At 70.4% G+C, this 16,073-nt stretch carries 16 protein-coding genes and 1 rRNA gene; 4 read left to right on the top strand and 13 right to left on the bottom strand.

The genetic code is table 11. The features are described 5' to 3' along the window. Window positions 1–5: 5 nt before the first annotated feature. From ACIHFE_RS11290 to ACIHFE_RS11265, 6 genes are all read right to left on the bottom strand, one after another. Window positions 6–449, bottom strand: a complete 444-nt coding sequence (locus tag ACIHFE_RS11290) for an ATP-binding protein (RefSeq protein WP_400105614.1) — start codon at window positions 447–449, stop codon at window positions 6–8. Between the two features lie 211 nt (window positions 450–660). Next, window positions 661–1,647, bottom strand: a complete 987-nt coding sequence (gene hemB / locus ACIHFE_RS11285; RefSeq protein WP_400105613.1) for a porphobilinogen synthase — start codon at window positions 1,645–1,647, stop codon at window positions 661–663. After that, complete coding sequence (locus tag ACIHFE_RS11280; RefSeq protein WP_400105612.1) at window positions 1,644–3,293, bottom strand: uroporphyrinogen-III synthase; 1,650 nt, start codon at window positions 3,291–3,293, stop codon at window positions 1,644–1,646. The genes hemB and ACIHFE_RS11280 overlap by 4 nt, the downstream gene beginning before the upstream one ends. Continuing rightward, the gene (gene hemC / locus ACIHFE_RS11275; protein ID WP_400105611.1) at window positions 3,290–4,255 is read right to left on the bottom strand and encodes a hydroxymethylbilane synthase; all 966 of its coding nucleotides are present in this window, start codon (window positions 4,253–4,255) and stop codon (window positions 3,290–3,292) included. The genes ACIHFE_RS11280 and hemC overlap by 4 nt, the downstream gene beginning before the upstream one ends. Next, the gene (locus ACIHFE_RS11270; protein ID WP_400105610.1) at window positions 4,252–5,640 is read right to left on the bottom strand and encodes a glutamyl-tRNA reductase; all 1,389 of its coding nucleotides are present in this window, start codon (window positions 5,638–5,640) and stop codon (window positions 4,252–4,254) included. The genes hemC and ACIHFE_RS11270 overlap by 4 nt, the downstream gene beginning before the upstream one ends. Before the next feature lie 100 nt (window positions 5,641–5,740). Further along, the gene (locus ACIHFE_RS11265) at window positions 5,741–6,502 is read right to left on the bottom strand and encodes a redox-sensing transcriptional repressor Rex (protein WP_400105609.1); all 762 of its coding nucleotides are present in this window, start codon (window positions 6,500–6,502) and stop codon (window positions 5,741–5,743) included. 371 nt (window positions 6,503–6,873) lie between these two features. Between ACIHFE_RS11265 and ACIHFE_RS11260 the strand changes: the two genes are divergently transcribed. The 4 genes from ACIHFE_RS11260 to ACIHFE_RS11245 all read left to right on the top strand — a co-directional run bounded on the left by ACIHFE_RS11260 (window position 6,874) and on the right by ACIHFE_RS11245 (window position 10,819). Beyond that, the gene (locus ACIHFE_RS11260; RefSeq protein WP_400105608.1) at window positions 6,874–7,149 is read left to right on the top strand and encodes a glutaredoxin family protein; all 276 of its coding nucleotides are present in this window, start codon (window positions 6,874–6,876) and stop codon (window positions 7,147–7,149) included. A 99-nt stretch (window positions 7,150–7,248) separates the two neighbouring features. Further along, window positions 7,249–8,172 (top strand): HAD family hydrolase, encoded by a 924-nt coding sequence (locus tag ACIHFE_RS11255; protein WP_400105607.1) that lies wholly within the window; start codon window positions 7,249–7,251, stop codon window positions 8,170–8,172. Window positions 8,173–8,581: 409 nt separating this feature from the next. Further along, window positions 8,582–9,394 (top strand): ECF subfamily RNA polymerase sigma factor, BldN family, encoded by an 813-nt coding sequence (locus ACIHFE_RS11250; RefSeq protein WP_400105606.1) that lies wholly within the window; start codon window positions 8,582–8,584, stop codon window positions 9,392–9,394. A gap of 216 nt (window positions 9,395–9,610) precedes the next feature. Next, window positions 9,611–10,819, top strand: coding sequence for a DUF5667 domain-containing protein (locus ACIHFE_RS11245; RefSeq protein ID WP_400105605.1), 1,209 nt, complete (start codon window positions 9,611–9,613; stop codon window positions 10,817–10,819). Between the two features lie 48 nt (window positions 10,820–10,867). Here ACIHFE_RS11245 and ACIHFE_RS11240 read toward each other — a convergent pair whose 3' ends face one another. The 7 genes from ACIHFE_RS11240 to rrf form a co-directional block, all read right to left on the bottom strand. After that, window positions 10,868–11,899, bottom strand: coding sequence for a lysophospholipid acyltransferase family protein (locus ACIHFE_RS11240; protein ID WP_400105604.1), 1,032 nt, complete (start codon window positions 11,897–11,899; stop codon window positions 10,868–10,870). Window positions 11,900–11,913: 14 nt separating this feature from the next. Next, on the bottom strand, window positions 11,914–12,972 hold the full coding sequence (locus tag ACIHFE_RS11235; RefSeq protein ID WP_400105603.1) for an NAD-dependent epimerase/dehydratase family protein: 1,059 nt from the start codon (window positions 12,970–12,972) through the stop codon (window positions 11,914–11,916). A 212-nt stretch (window positions 12,973–13,184) separates the two neighbouring features. Then, a complete protein-coding gene (locus ACIHFE_RS11230) occupies window positions 13,185–13,283 on the bottom strand; it encodes a 30S ribosomal protein bS22 (protein WP_003948845.1) in 99 nt (32 codons plus the stop codon). 110 nt (window positions 13,284–13,393) lie between these two features. Next, window positions 13,394–13,603, bottom strand: a complete 210-nt coding sequence (locus ACIHFE_RS11225) for a helix-turn-helix domain-containing protein (RefSeq protein ID WP_154080489.1) — start codon at window positions 13,601–13,603, stop codon at window positions 13,394–13,396. A 129-nt stretch (window positions 13,604–13,732) separates the two neighbouring features. Then, window positions 13,733–14,539 carry a phosphatase gene (locus ACIHFE_RS11220; RefSeq protein ID WP_400105602.1) on the bottom strand — a complete coding sequence of 269 codons (807 nt, stop codon included), beginning with the start codon at window positions 14,537–14,539 and terminating at the stop codon, window positions 13,733–13,735. 185 nt (window positions 14,540–14,724) lie between these two features. Further along, complete coding sequence (locus ACIHFE_RS11215; protein WP_400105601.1) at window positions 14,725–15,897, bottom strand: acetoin utilization protein AcuC; 1,173 nt, start codon at window positions 15,895–15,897, stop codon at window positions 14,725–14,727. An 88-nt stretch (window positions 15,898–15,985) separates the two neighbouring features. Further along, a 5S ribosomal RNA gene (gene rrf, locus ACIHFE_RS11210) occupies window positions 15,986–16,073 on the bottom strand; the annotation flags it as partial.

Genomic DNA, 16,073 nt, shown 5'->3' with positions numbered 1-16,073 from the left:
GACGCTCAGGGCACCCGCTGCTGCGGGCGGGCACCCAGCTCGAACCAGATCAACTTGCCGACCAGCCCCTGGGGTTGGTCGCGCAGGGTGAACCCGCCCCAGCTGTCCGCGCACCACTGGACGAGGCCGAGCCCCCGGCCCTGCTCGGCCTCGTCATCCGGCCGGGGCGCCGCGTCCAGCGAGGGCATCCTGGGATTGGTGTCCCAGACCGCCACCCGCACCCGGTCTCCGTCCCGCTTGACCCGCACCGAGGCCGGGCCGTCCGAGTAGCGGTAGGCGTTGGTGACCAGCTCCGAGGTCAGCAGCTCGGCGGTATCGGCGAGTTCGAGGAAGCCATGTTCCTCGAAGATGGTGCGCAGGGTACGCCGGGCGATGCACGGCGCCATCGGGTCCGACGGCACCTGGAGCGTGTACTCCCAGTCGTCGGCGAGTTCGGGGTCATGACTCATGCACGCCTCCGTAGCGTAAGCATCCTGACACGCACGGTAGTCATGTTCGGTTTGGCGGCGCCAGACCCACCCCGATTCGCCGAGACTCGACCTGTGTGGGTGACCACAGACAAAACCCCGCGCCCCTCAAGGGGCGCGGGGCGGCTGCGTCATGCGGCTCCGCCGCGGGGGCGCGATCAGCCACAACCGACCCGCAGACAAACAGAGTTGCTCAGCCCAGACGGCGCGCAGCCTCAGTAGCCCAGTACGTCAGGATCATGTTCGCACCGGCCCGCTTGATCCCGGTCAGGGTCTCAAAGATCGCAGCATCGCGGTCGATCCACCCCTTTTCGGCCGCGCCTTCGATCATCGCGTACTCACCCGAGATCTGATACGCGGCCACCGGCACATCCACCGCGTCCGCGACCCTGGACAGAACGTCCAGGTAGGGCAGGGCCGGCTTGACCATCACCATGTCCGCGCCCTCGGCCAGATCCAGCGCCAGTTCCCGCATGGACTCACGGGAGTTGGCCGAATCCTGCTGGTAGGTCTTGCGGTCACCCTTGAGCGAGGAGGCCACCGCCTCGCGGAACGGACCGTAGAACGCCGAGGAATACTTGACGGTGTAGGCCAGGATGGCCACATCCTGGTGCCCGGCTTCGTCCAACGCCCGCCGGGTGACGCCCACTTGACCGTCCATCATGCCGCTGGGGCCCACCACATGGACACCCGCGTCGGCCTGGACGCGCGCCATCTCGGCGTACCGTTCGAGGGTCGCGTCATTGTCCACCCGGCCGTGCTCGTCCAGCACCCCGCAGTGGCCGTGGTCGGTGTACTCGTCCAGACAGAGGTCGGACATGATGACCAGTTCGTCGCCGACCTCGGCCTTCACATCCCGGATGGCCACCTGGAGGATGCCCTCCGGGTCGGTGCCCTGGCTGCCGGTGGCGTCCTTGAACTCCGGCACCCCGAACAGCATGATCCCGCCGACGCCCGCCTCGACCGCCTCCACCGCCGCCTTGCGCAGGGTGTCCCGGGTGTGCTGGACCACACCCGGCATCGTGGCGATCGGCGCCGGCTCGGCCAGCCCCTCCCGTACAAAGGCGGGCAGGATCAGCTCGGCCGGGTGCAGCCGGGTCTCGGCCACCATGCGGCGCATGGCGGGCGTGGTGCGCAGCCGCCGGGGGCGGGCGGCGGGAAACGATCCGTACGTGCTCAACTCCGTGCCCTTCTACGCGATCCGGGCCGCCGCTCGCTGGGACGGGTGACCGGGTCGCCGGCCGCCAGCGCGGCATCGCGCCGGGCCGCCCCGAACTCCGCCAGCGCCTCGGCCAGCTTCTGCACCGAGGGCTCGGGCGACAGCACGTCCACCCGCAGGCCGTGCTCCTCCGCCGTTTTGGCGGTGGCCGGGCCGATGCAGGCGATAACGGTGACATTGTGCGGCTTGCCGGCGATGCCGACCAGGTTCCGCACGGTGGAGGAGGAGGTGAACAGCACGGCGTCGAAGCCGCCGCCCTTGATCGCCTCCCGGGTCTCGGCCGGCGGCGGCGAGGCGCGCACCGTCCGGTAGGCGGTGACGTCGTCCACCTCCCAGCCCAGCTCGATCAGACCGGCCACCAGGGTCTCGGTGGCGATGTCCGCGCGCGGCAGGAAGACCCGGTCGATCGGGTCGAAGACCGGGTCGTAGGGCGGCCAGTCCTCCAGCAGGCCGGCGGCCGACTGCTCGCCGCTGGGCACCAGGTCCGGCTTGACGCCGAACTCGATCAGCGACTTGGCGGTCTGCTCGCCCACCGCCGCCACCTTGATGCCGGCGAAGGCCCGGGCGTCCAGCCCGTACTCCTCGAACTTCTCGCGCACCGCCTTGACCGCGTTGACCGAGGTGAAGGCGATCCACTCATAGCGCCCGGTGACCAGACCCTTGACCGCCCGCTCCATCTGCTGCGGGGTACGCGGCGGCTCCACCGCGATGGTGGGCACCTCGCTGGGCACGGCACCGTACGAACGGAGCTGGTCGGAGAGCGAGGCGGCCTGCTCCTTGGTGCGCGGCACCAGGACGTTCCAGCCGAACAGCGGCTTGGACTCGAACCAGGACAGCCTCTCGCGCCGGTCGGCGGCACAGCGCTCGCCGACCACGGCTATCACCGGCTGGGCGCCGTCCGGCGAGGGCAGCACCTTGGCGGCCTTGAGCACCTGGGCGACCGTGCCCAGGGTGGCGGTCCAGGTGCGCTGCCGGGTGGTGGTGCCGGCCACCGTGACGCTCAGCGGGGTGTCCGGCTTGCGCCCGGCGGCCACCAGCTCGCCGGCCGTGGCCACCACCGAGTCCAGCGTGGTGGACACCACGGCGGTCACCTCGCTGGCGCCGACCTCGGACCAGGCGGTGGCGGTGGCGGTACGGGCGTCGAGGAACCGGACGTCGCCGCCCCGCCCGTCGCGCAGCGGCACACCCGCATAGGCGGGCACACCCACCACGGTGGCCACACCCGGCACCACCTCAAAGGTGATGCCGCCATCGGCACAGGCCAGCATCTCGTCGGCGGCGTTGCCGTCCAGTCCCGGGTCACCCAGGACCGCACGGACGACCCGCTTGCCGCCGCGCGCGGCCGTCATGACAAGATTGGCGGTGTCCCTGAGTACGGGGACGTCGACGGCAGTTGACGCCTCGTCCGCGGCCGTCTGCACCGGCATGTCCACGTGGGCGCGCGCATGCACGCGCACCACGTCCAGCACCTGCGGATCGGCGATCAGGACGTCCGCGGCCGCGAGTGCCTCCACGGCGCGTAGCGTCAGCAGTCCCGGGTCTCCGGGGCCGGCACCGAGGAAGGTGACGTGACCCGTTACGGGGTGGTTCGGGGCGGTGGGGTTCAAAGTGCTCGCTCCCCCATAAGACCGGCCGCACCCTTGCCCAGCATCTCGGTCGCGAGCTCGCGACCGAGCGCCAGCGCGTCGTCCTGGGACGCGGGCACGGGACCGGTGGTGGACAGCTGCACCAGCGTCGAGCCGTCGGTGGTGCCGACGACGCCGCGCAGGCGCATTTCGGTGACAGTCTGTTCGTCGACCAAAAGGTCGGCCAACGCACCCACGGGTGCGGAGCAGCCGGCCTCCAGGGCGGCGAGCAGAGAGCGCTCGGCCGTGACGGCGGCCCGGGTGTGCGGGTCGTCGAGCTCGGCGAGTGCGGCGGCGAGCGGTGCGTTGGTCGTGGCGCACTCGATCGCCAGGGCCCCCTGGCCGGGGGCGGGCAAAACCGTGTCGGGCTCCAGGTGCTGGGTCGCCTCGCCGATCCGGCCGATCCGGGTCAGCCCGGCGGCGGCCAGCACCACGGCGTCCAGCTCGCCCTTGGCGACAAAGCCCAAGCGGGTGTCGATATTGCCCCGGATCGGGACCATCTCGATCGCCTTGCCCAGGTCACGAGCCCAGGCATTGAGCTGCGCCATCCGGCGCGGCGAACCGGTGCCCACCCGGGCCCCGTCCGGCAGGTCCTCGAAGCGCAGGCCGTCGCGGGCCACCAGCACATCGCGCGGGTCCTCGCGGACCGGCACGGCGGCCAGGTTCAGCTCCTCGGGCTGCGCGGTGGGCAGGTCCTTGAGCGAGTGCACCGCGAAGTCGATCTCCCCGGCGATCAGCGCGTCGCGCAGCGCGGTGACAAACACCCCGGTGCCGCCGATCTGCGCCAGTGCCGCGCGCGAGACATCGCCGAAGGTGGTGATCTCCACCAGTTCGACCGGGCGTCCGGTGATCCGGCGCACCGCCTCGGCGACCTGGCCGGACTGGGCCATGGCCAGTTGGCTGCGCCGGGTGCCCAGGCGCAGGGGGGTATTGGTGCCGTTCATGCCGACTCCCGTGCTGTGTTGCGCAGTTGTGCGTTGCGGGTATCGGCCCGGCTGACGGCGGCCACCGTCTGCGGGTCGAGATCGAACAGTTCCCGGAGGGCGTCGGCGTATCCGGCGCCGCCGGGGGTGGCGGCCAGCTCCTTCACCCGCACCGTGGGCGCGTGCAGCAGCTTGTCGACGACCCGGCGCACGGTCTGCGCGATCTCCGCACGCTGCTTGTCGTCCAGGCCGGGCAGCCGCCCGTCCAGCCGGGCGATCTCGCCGGCCACCACATCGGCGGCCATGGCGCGCAGGGCCACCACGGTGGGCGTGATGTGCGCGGCCCGCTGGGCGGCGCCGAAGGCGGCCACCTCGTCGGAGACGATGGAGCGCACCTGGTCCACATCGGCCGCCATGGGGGCGTCCGCGGACGCCTCCGCCAGCGTCTCGATGTCCACCAGACGGGCGCCGGTCAGCCGGTGCACGGCGGCGTCGATGTCGCGGGGCATGGCCAGGTCCAGCAGGGCCACCGGGCCGCGCCCGGTGAGCGCCTCCCCGATGGCGTCCGCGGTCAGCACCAGGCCGGTGGCGCCGGTGCAGGAGACCACGATGTCGGCGAGCGCCAACTCGCCCGGAACCGCGGCCATTTCCACGGCCGAGGCGGTAACTCCGGTTGCCCCGGAGCCCGGTTCGGCCAGGCTCGTGCCATGGTGCTCTTCGAGCGTGTGCACCAGCCGCTCGGCCCGCGCCAACGTCCGGTTGGCGACGGCCACATGGTCCACCCCGGCGCGCGCCAGGGTGGCGGCGGCCAGCGAGGACATCGAGCCGGCCCCGATGACCAGGGCCCGCTTGCCCTTGGCCCAGGCGTCCACCGGCTGCCCGGCGGCCAGTTGCTCCAGGCCGAAGGTCACCAGCGACTGCCCGGCCTTGTCGATACCGGTCTCGCTGTGCGCCCGCTTGCCCACCCGCAGCGCCTGCTGGAACAGGTCGTTCAGCAGTCGCCCGGCGGTGTGCAGCTCCTGGCCCAGAGCCAGCGCGTCCTTGATCTGGCCGAGGATCTGGCCCTCGCCCACCACCATCGAGTCCAGCCCGCAGGCCACCGAGAACAGATGGTGGACGGCCCGGTCCTCGTAGTGCACATAGAGGTACGGAGTGAGCTCGTCCAGCGGCACCCCGCTGTGCCTGGCCAGCAGCGTGGACAGCTCGGCCACACCGGCGTGGAACTTGTCCACGTCGGCGTAGAGCTCGATGCGGTTGCAGGTGGCCAGCACCGCCGCCTCACCGGCGGGCTCGGCGGCCAGGGTGTCGTGCACCAGCGCGGCCTGCGCGTCCCGGGTGAGGGCGGCCCGCTCCAGCACGCTCACCGGGGAGCTGCGGTGGCTGAGACCGACGACCAGAAGACTCATGCTTTTCCCTCGCTTCGCTCGGGCAAGCCTTCGTCTTGGACGCGCCTCTCGATGATTCTCCCCCGGCCTCCGGCCGGGGGTACCCCCACGCTGCGCTCGCTCATGCCGGCATCACCTCGGGGATGTCCCCGTCGGGTCCCTTCCCGCCCTCGGGCGCACGGGCCTCGCCGCGCGGCTGCCCGGCGGCCGGCGCGGTCTCCTCGCCGGCCTTGCGCTGCTCATGGAAGGCCAGGATCTGCAGCTCGATCGACAGATCGACCTTGCGCACATCCACCCCCTCCGGAACGGACAGCACGGTGGGCGCGAAGTTGAGGATGGAGGTGACCCCGGCGGCCACCAGCCGGTCGCAGACCTGCTGCGCGGCACCGGCCGGGGTGGCGATCACGCCGATGGAGACCCCGTTGTCGGTGATGATCGACTCGAGTTCGTCGGTGTGCCGCACCGGCAGCCCGGCCACCGGCTTGCCCGCCATGGCCGGATCGGCGTCGATCAGCGCGGCGACCCGGAAGCCACGGGAGGCGAAGCCGCCGTAATTGGCCAGCGCCGCACCGAGGTTGCCGATGCCGACGATCACGACCGGCCAGTCCTGGGTGAGGCCGAGTTCGCGGGAGATCTGGTAGACGAGGTACTCGACGTCATAGCCGACACCACGGGTGCCGTAGGAGCCGAGGTAGCTGAAGTCCTTGCGCAGCTTGGCGGAGTTGACGCCCGCCGCGGCCGCCAGCTCCTCCGAGGAGACGGTGGGCACCGAGCGCTCGGAGAGCGCGGTCAGTGCGCGCAGATACAGCGGTAGCCGGGCGACGGTGGCCTCGGGAATCCCTCGGCTTCGGGTCGCCGGTCGGTGAGTTCGGCCAGTTGCCACGGTGCTCCTGCGGGTAGCGCGGGGCTTAAGGCGGCGCCTTGTCCCAGGACCGCCCCGTCGAACGCAGGCTATGCCTTTGTGAACGCGTGCACAAAGATGGTGTCCGCTTTGTCCGGGCAAAGTGATGGGTCTCACGCGAAGTTTCGGCCGGATCCGGGAACCGCTGATCACGCCGACTCGACCGCCACTGGCGCCACACCCGCACCAGGGGTCGGCGGACCGGGACACGGGCGCTCACTCCTCATGCTCAATCCCCCGGACACCAACAAATCGACACATGATGGTAGTCGACTCAGGCACCCAAACGCTCCGCTGATCGTCGGTGCACCGCGCCGTACGGCCCGCCGCACCCGGCGACGCACAATGGCCCCATGAGCCCCCTGCTGCGCCGCCCCCGCAAGAACCCCGAAGACCGCCTGGTCACCCTCGTCGGCAAGCCGGACTGCCATCTGTGCGAGGCCGCCGAGCAGACCATCGCCGAGGTCTGCGCCGAACTCGGCGCCCGCTGGGAGAAGAAGGACATCACCCAGGACGAGGAGCTGCACCGCAAGTACTGGGAGCAGATCCCGGTCATCCTGATCGACGGCGAACAGCATGACTTCTGGCGGGTGAACCCGGTCCGCCTGCGCAAGGCCCTGGGCGGCTGACCTACCGGTCAGCACAGTAACGCTACCGACGCGTAAAGTTCACGTCATCGAGTCGCTCGCGCTGCGAGCACCCCGAACAAACTGACTATGCTCCGGAACATGGCCGCACTCGCATGGCTCACCAACCGCCGCCGTTTCGCCACCGCACGCAGCGTGCGGGCCGGCGAGGCGGCCGCTGAGGCAGCCCGCAAGTCCGCGCAGGAACAGGAGCCGGCCCCCGAACCGGCGGAACCCCAGTTCCCGGTCGTCGGTGACCCCAGGGCCGCCGCCTTCTTCGACCTCGACAACACGATCATGCAGGGCGCCGCCATCTTCCACTTCGGCCGCGGCCTGTACAAACGGCGCTTCTTCGGCAAGCGCGACCTGGCCCGCTTCGCCTGGCAGCAGGCCTGGTTCCGGCTGGCCGGCATCGAGGACCCCGAGCACATCCAGGACGCCCGCGACAGCGTGCTGTCCATCGTCAAGGGCCACCGGGTCTCCGAGCTGATGACCATCGGCGAGGAGATCTACGACGAGTACATGGCCGAGCGCATCTGGCCCGGCACCCGCGCCCTGGCCCAGGCCCACCTGGACGCCGGACAGAAGGTCTGGCTGGTCACCGCCGCCCCCGTGGAGACCGCCACCATCATCGCCCGCCGTCTGGGCCTGACCGGCGCCCTGGGCACCGTCGCCGAATCGGTGGGCGGCGTCTACACCGGCAAGCTGGTCGGCGAGATGCTGCACGGCCCGGCCAAGGCCGAAGCGGTCCGCGCGCTGGCCGCCGCCGAGGGACTGGACCTGGACCGCTGCGCCGCCTACAGCGACTCCGCCAACGACATCCCGATGCTCTCCCTGGTCGGGCACCCGCACGCGGTCAACCCCGACGCCCGGCTGCGCCGCCACGCCCGGGAACACGACTGGCGGCTGCGCGACTACCGCACCGGCCGCAAGGCGGCCCGCATCGGCATCCCCGCCGCCGTCGGACTGGGCGCCCTGGGCGGTGCCGCCGCCGTCGCCCTCGCGGTGCACCGCCGCCGCCGCTGACCCTCGGCACCGCACGGCCGGCCACACCCCGTCACCGGATCGGGCGACCACCCGGGTCACGCCCCGCCACCCTTCCGGATACGTACCGTAACCACCTGTCCCCGGCAGGCAATCCGGTTGTCATACCCCACCCTGGCGCCGCCAGTCCTGCCCTGCCCGGATTGCCACAACACGCTGCCCAATCGACCACACCCTGAACAAAGTTGGTCAACTCCCATACGCAGTTCGATATTTGATCAACCCCCAAGTAGCGACAGAACGAACGGAAACGATGATTTGAGCAACTCGGCGTAGCGCTGCCTGTACGAAGGGTTATTCTCCTCAGACGCAAACCGGTCCCTCGCCTGTCCCTACGAGGAGTGAACGGTCCGGTACTGCACGTGATGGAAGCTCTGCCTCTGGGAGTCCCGTGTACCCACACGTCGGGGTTGACGCCTCGGGCCTGGCTACGCTGCGCGCAGCGGTCCTCGACCGTCTGCGCGGCTTCGTCCCCACCGCGTACGCCGTCCCCGCCTTCGCCACGCTCGCCCCCTCCGTAGCAGCCGGCCCCGCCTTCGGGCAGCGGAGCCCCTGCTACGCCCTCGCCGAGGGCAGTGCCGCGGTCGGCAGACGCGCCCGCCGCGGCACCGGGTCGGGGGCCACCACCACCGCCCGCCGCCCGAGCGCCGACAGCGACAGCGCCCGGATGCTCGACCTGGTCGAACGAGCCCAGGCCGGCGAGGCCGAGGCATTCGGCCGACTCTATGACCAGTACGCCGACACCGTTTACCGCTACATCTACTACCGGGTGGGGGGCCGGGCCACCGCCGAGGACCTCACCAGCGAGACGTTCCTGCGGGCCCTGCGCCGCATCGGCACCTTCACCTGGCAGGGCCGCGACTTCGGCGCCTGGCTGGTGACCATCGCCCGCAACCTGGTGGCCGACCACTTCAAGTCATCCCGGTTCCGGCTGGAAGTGACCACCGGCGAGATGCTCGACGCCAACGAGGTCGAGCGCTCCCCCGAGGAGTCCGTCCTCGAATCCCTTTCCAACGCCGCCCTGTTGGAGGCGGTGCGCAAGCTCAACCCGCAGCAGCAGGAGTGCGTCACCCTGCGCTTCCTCCAGGGCCTGTCGGTCGCCGAGACCGCCCGCGTCATGGGGAAGAACGAGGGCGCCATCAAGACCCTCCAGTACCGCGCGGTCCGCACCCTGGCCAGACTCCTCCCGGACGACGCCCGCTGATCCGCGTCCCCCGCGCATGTCCTTGAGCCACCCGTGGGCGCGCACCTCGTCCGCGTCGCGTAACCCGACTGCCACGCCGCTCGTTGTCCGGGATGCAGACTTCCCGCACTCGCGTCATGCCCGCATTCACTCACTCGATCGAGTGGCTGCGCTCAAGGCGCGCAACCTCCAGGTGTTCAGGGGAGTCGATCGTCATGACGAGAGGAGGTGCCGCCCGTGATCGCGAATGTATCGGCGCACCGGCGGGCGAACGCCTTCGCCCAGGCCTTGGAGGAACTCCAGGGCGCGGCGGCCGCACGGACCGGCCCGGCGGCGGACACGGCGACGGACATTCCGGCCCCGCCGGGCGGCGAGCAGGGCAAGCTGCTGGCTCTGGCAGGCGGGCTGGCCGAACTGCCCGCGCCGGAGCTGGATCCCGAGGTGAAGACCGTGCAGCGCGCACGGTTGATCGCCGCCATGGAAGCCCAGTTCGCCGGCGGCACCGCCGCCGTTCCCGAGCAGCGTGGGAGCAGGTCCGGCGGCCGGGGCACCCACCGGGCGGGCGGGCTGGGCCGGCTGAAGCCGCGTTCCCGCTGGTCCAAGGGGCTGGCGGCGGGTGGTCTCACGGTGGGCGTGGCGGCCGGGGCGTTCGGCGGTGTGGCGGCCGCCAGTTCCAACGCCCTGCCGGGCGACACCCTCTACGGCCTCAAGCGCGGCATGGAGGATCTCAAGCTGGGCCTCGCCGACAGCGACTCCGAGCGCGGCGAGATCCTGCTGGACCAGGCGTCCACCCGGCTCTTCGAGGCCCGTCGGCTGATGGAGCGCGGCCGGTCCGGCCAGCTGGACCATGAGTCCCTCAGCGAGATCCGCAGAACCCTCTCCGGCATGCGCCACGACGTCTCCGAGGGCCACCGCCTGCTGCACTCCGCCTTCCAGCGCGATGGCTCACTGGCCCCGATGCGGCTGCTGTCCTCGTTCACCGCCTCCCACCAGGAGGGCTGGAGCCAGCTGCGCGACAAGCTGCCGCTCCCCCTCAACGACGTCCGGGACCAGGTGAGTTCGGCCTTCCAGGCCATAGACGATGATGTCGAGCCGCTGCAGTCGCTGCTGCACGGCCATGCCAGGCAGGACGCCCACACCAAGCCCGACTCCCCGGCCCGGCACGGCGCTCCGGGCAGCCCCGGGCACAGCGCCCCGGCGCCCCGGACGTCCCAGTCCACCGACGGCCGGCACACCGGCGGCCAGTCCGCCCAGCCGTCCGGCGGCAGCCACGAGGAGCACGACGGGCTGCTCGGCCCCGGCGGGCTGCTGCACCCGGCGCCCAATGACAGCTCCGGCTCCTCGCACGGCAAGGACGAGAAGTCCAAGCAGCCGGACATCACCATCCCGCCGATCCTGCCCAATGTCCTTCCGGGCCTGGGCCTGCAAGGCGAGGACGCCAAGTAGGCCGGACAGGCCACCCACGGCGGTCGGTGTTCTTCGACTCGGAACGGGTCAGAAGAACACCGACCGCCGTTGCACAAGCAGCTTGTACAGGGTGTGCTGAATCGTTTCCCGCACCTGGTCGGTGAGGTTGAACATCAGCATCGGATCGTCCGCGGCCTCCGCCGGATAACCGTCGGTGGGGATCGGCTCACCGAACTGGATGGTCCACTTCGTCGGCAGCGGCACCAGCCCCAGCGGCCCCAGCCAGGGCCAGGTGGGCGTCAGCGGGAAGTACGGGAAGCCGAACAGCCGGGCCACCGTCCTGGAGTTGCCGACCATTGGATAGATCTCCTCGGCCCCGACGATGGAGCAGGGCACGATCGGCGCCCCCGCGCGCAGCGCCGTAGAGACAAAGCCGCCCCGGCCGAAGCGCTGCAGCTTGTACCGCTCGGAGAACGGCTTCCCGATCCCCTTGAACCCCTCGGGCATCACCCCGACCACCTCACCGCGCTCCAGCAGCTGCTGGGCGTCCTCGGCACAGGCCAGGGTGTGCCCGAGCTTGCGGGAGAGCTCATTGATGCCGGGGAGCATAAAGACCAGGTCCGCGGCGAGCATCCGCAGATGCCGGCCGGCCGGGTGGTGGTCGTGCACGGCCACCTGCATCATCAGCCCGTCCACCGGCAGCGTCCCGGAGTGGTTGGCGACCACCAGGGCCGCCCCCTTCTCCGGTATGTTCTCGATGCCGCGCACCTCGACCCGGAAGTACTTCTCGTAGAACGGCCGGAGCGCGGACATGATCACCTGATCGGTGAGCTCCTTGTCGAAGCCGAAGTCGTCGACCTCGTAGTCACCGGTGATCCGGCGGCGCAGGAAGTTCAGGCCGTGCGCCACCTTCCGTTCCCAGCCGTTCTCCTGCTCCGGCGGCCCGGCCACCGGGCTGCCGGGCTCCTCGGCCGGCCGGCCGCCGTCCGGCTCCGTACGGGGCACGGGGACGGGCGTCAGGGGCGCCGCCCGCTTGGTGCGGCCGGGGCCCGGGGAGCGCCTGGGGCGCCGCTTGGTCCGCGGTTCCTCGCCGAACGGGATGACCTTGGCATCCGCCATGGTGCGTGCGCTCCTCACTGGTGGCCGCGGCCGGCAGGCAGTGCCACGGCGATTCGGTCGGCGATCCGGTCGACGGTACGGGCGAGGGTCTCGGGCGGCAGCAGTCCGGTGCCCCGGCTGCGGGCGAAGTCGGCGAAGGCTCCGGGAGTGGTGTACCGGGGGTGGAAGCCCAGCGTCTCCCGCATCTGCGCGGTCTCCACGACGCGGCCATGGGTGAGCAGCCGGATCTGCTCGGGGGAGAAGTCCAGCACCCTGGCCGAGCGCAGCGCGGAGCCGAACCAGGTCACGGTCGGCAGGAAGAACGGCAGGGTGGGGCGCCCCAGCCGCCTGGCGGCCTGGGAGAGCAGCAGCACCCCATCGCCCGCGATGTTGAAGGTGCCGCTGTTGAGGGTGCCCCTGGCGGGCTCGCCGGCGGCGATCCGCAGCACCTCGATGGCGTCGTCCTCGTGGACGAACTGCAGCCTGGGGTCGAAGCCCAGCACCGAGGGCAGGACGGGCAGCGAGAAGTACTGGGCGAGCGGGGAGTCCGCACATGGCCCGAGGATGTTGGCGAACCGCAGCACACACACCGCCACATCCGGCCGGCGGCGGGCGAAGCCTCGCACATAGCCCTCGATCTCCACCACGTCCTTGGCGAAGCCGCCGCTGGGCAGCGACTTGGGCGGGGTGGTCTCGGTGAAGATCGCGGGGTCCCGGGGGGCCGAACCGTACACCGTGGTACTGGACTTGACGACCAGCCGCTTGACGGAGGGGGTCTTCTGGCAGGCACCCAGCAACTGCATGCTGCCGATGACATTGGTCTCCTTGACCATGGTCCGGCCGCCGCGCTTGCCCAACGGGGTGCCATTGACGTCCATATGGACCACGGTGTCCACGGAGTGCTCCGCCAGGAGGCGGGCGATGGTGGGGTGGCGGATGTCCGCCCGTACGAATTCGGCCCCGCCGAGGTGGTGCTCGGGTGGCACTGCGTCCACCCCGATGACCCGGTCCACCCCGGGTTCGCGTTGGACGCGACGGACGAAGCGGCCGCCCAACTGGCGCGCTACTCCCGTGACGAGCACGACCTTGCCCAAGATCAGCGCCTCCCCTTCCCTGCGGGCACTCCCCGGCCACCGCGAGGGCCCTGTGGCGGCCACCGTAGCGGCTCGTTGTTGCGCTGTGATGACCGCCCGCTGCACGGAGCGACATTTCAAGCCGTGGCGAGGACCTCACGCACCGCAACGCACCGCAGCCCTCCCACCGCCGAAGCGGTGGGAGGGCTGCGGGTGGAACACAGCTGCGCTGCTTACTTCTTGTTGCGGCGCTGAACGCGAGTGCGCTTGAGCAGCTTGCGGTGCTTCTTCTTGGCCATCCGCTTGCGCCGCTTCTTGATAACAGAGCCCACGACTACCCTCGCTTACATCGATTCACTCGGTGCGGGGCGTCCGAGCCCACACGACCTACATCGGGCCAGCCTACCCGGCACCGGGCGAACAGCGTAATCCGAGGTCGTCGTCAGGCGGTTTCCACCCCCACAAATGACTCACGGAGGTACTCGTGCACCGCCTGCTCTGGGACCCGGAAGGACCTGCCCACCCGGATCGCCGGCAGATGACCACTGTGCACCAACCGGTACACGGTCATCTTGGACACGCGCATCACCGCGGCGACTTCCGCCACGGTCAGGAACACGACCTCATTGAGAGGCCTTTCGCCAGCAGCCATGACACACCTGAACCTTCCGCACATGGACGCGCACCGGCTTCCCCTCCGGTGACTCCTCGTCGCCGCGCGCTCACTCCCCAGATTAGGGGCGGGTGATGCGAGTGGGGAAGAGGAGCAGCCATCGGCCGCCTACCGTGACAGACACGCTCGATTGAGTACATAGCGAGTAAGCGGCAGGTAGTAATCAGACCGCACAGTGTCATCAAGCGGAACGACCACGGACACCCGCCCCTCGGCCTGTCCGACGAAGAGCGCCGGGTCGTCCGAGTCCGCCAGCCCCATGGCCTCAAAGCCCAGCTGACCAGCCCCGCAGACCCATCCGTGGTCCCCGATGACCAGGGCCGGAAGAGGCCCGTCACCATCTGCCGCCGCTGCCAGTGCAGTACGAACCGGGAGGGGTGAATGCGTGTGTGCGCCGGGCTCATTCGAGGATGCGCGCGCGCCGCCTTCGCGCACCATCGCGACTCCTCTGACGTAGTCAAGGTTGTACGTGCGTACCCCAAACCGGGTCGTTATGTCGACAGTTCGACCCTGCGCAGGGCTGAGAACACGGCATCCCGCCGACGACAGGCCGGCGGCCAATGCGGCGTAGAAGCCCAGGAGGCGGTGGGGGTGACCGGTTCCCAGCAGCACCGGAGCGCCGGTCGCGGCCACTGCGCCCAGACGGTCGGCGAAGGCACCGAGTGCCACCACCGTTCGGTCCGGATCGATCACATCATGCCCGGAAGTGTGTGCGGGATCGGCTGAAACTCCACACTTACCGGCCATCAGACGCAACAACTCCTCGATGCGCCAGTCGGTTTCCGGCTCGAGTCCCATCAGCACCCTGGGATCACGGGCCACCAGCCGCCGGTAGCGGTCGAGGCTCCGCTCCCGGGTGGTGGCCACCGCACCGGCCAGCCGGGCGGCGAGCAGGTGCGCACGCAAGGCTTCCACGAACGGCTAACGCGTGATCAACGCCCTTGGGTGCGGCCGTCACTGGCGCGTCGACAGCCGCCGACGGCGCCCAGCCGCCCACCGGAAGGCTCAAGCTTCCTGGTGCGGGTAACGGGTGATGCACGGGTGGGACAGACCGCCGAGGCGGGAAACGGTGCCCCAGCCGGCAACGAACCCCAAGTCCCCTATGGCAACAACCCATGCGCCGGGAACACCGCCCGGCGCGTGGCCAGGATCGCCTGATCCAGCCGGTCAGCCGGGTCATAACCGTGGTCGGCAAAGGACCGCCACTCCGGCCGTACCCCATCCGTCATCCGCCCAGGCGCCAACTGGCGGGTCAGGGCAAACACTTGACGCCGCCACTCCTCCGGCACCGCCGCCTCCGGCGAGATGGGCCGCCCGGCGGCGATCGCGGCCAGATGCGCCCAACACCGAGGCACCACCTCAACCACCGCATAGCCCCCGCCCCCCAAGGCCACCCACCGACCCTCCGCATGACGGTGGGCCAGCACATGGCACTCCTCGGCCACCAGGCGCTGCGCGTCCAGCGACACCGCCAGATGCGCCAGCGGATCCTCGAAGTGGGTGTCGGCACCGTGCTGGGTCACCAGCACCTGCGGCCGGAAGGCCGCCAGGAGTTCGGGCACCACGGCGTGGAAGGCCCGCAGCCAGCCCGCGTCCCCGGTACCCGCCGGCAGCGCCACATTCACCGCACCACCCTCCGCAGCCCGCCCCCCGGTCTCCTCCGGCCATCCGGTCTGCGGGAAGAGCGTGCGAGGGTGCTCGTGCAGCGAGATGGTCAGCACCCGGGGATCGTCCCAGAACGCCGTCTGAACGCCGTCTCCGTGGTGCACATCCACATCCACATACGCCACCCGCTCCGCACCGAGCTCCAGCAGCCTGGCGACGGCCAGCGCGGCATCGTTGTAGACGCAGAAACCGGCGGCCCCGCCCGGCATGGCGTGATGCAGGCCGCCCGTGAAATTGACGGCGTGTGCTACCTCGCCATGCCATACCGACTCGGCGGCCGCCACCGACTGCCCCGCGATCAACGCCGCCGCGTCATGCATACCCTCGAACGCCGGGTCGTCCAATGTGCCCAGCCCATAACCGGCGTCCGCCGCGGCGGGATCGGCGGAGGCGGCGCGCACCGCGGCGATGTAATCCTCGCGATGCACCAGCCGCAGCGTGGACTCACCGGCCGGCTTGGCGGCCACCACCCGCATCTCCCGGTCGAGACCGAATGCCTCGATCAGGCGCATGGTCAGCGCCAGCCGCACCGGATCCATTGGATGCCCCGGCCCGAAGTCATAGCCCGTTACCGCTTCGTCCCACATCAGCTGTGCACGACCGCCCATGGGCGTCACCGTATCGGTCCCGGAGAATGCAAAAAAGCCTCAGGGGCGATCCGTAATCTCTTACAGATCGCCCCTGAGGCTAATAATTGTTCGGCGGCGTCCTACTCTCCCACACGGTCCCCCATGCAGTACCATCGGCGCTGAAAGGCTTAGCTTCCGGGTTCGGAATGTAACCG

It is taken from the genome of Streptomyces sp. NPDC052396 (assembly GCF_044593195.1).
Lineage (GTDB): Bacteria > Actinomycetota > Actinomycetes > Streptomycetales > Streptomycetaceae > Streptomyces.
Note: the sequence above shows the minus strand (reverse complement) of the source record. Positions and strands in the feature narration are given on the sequence as shown.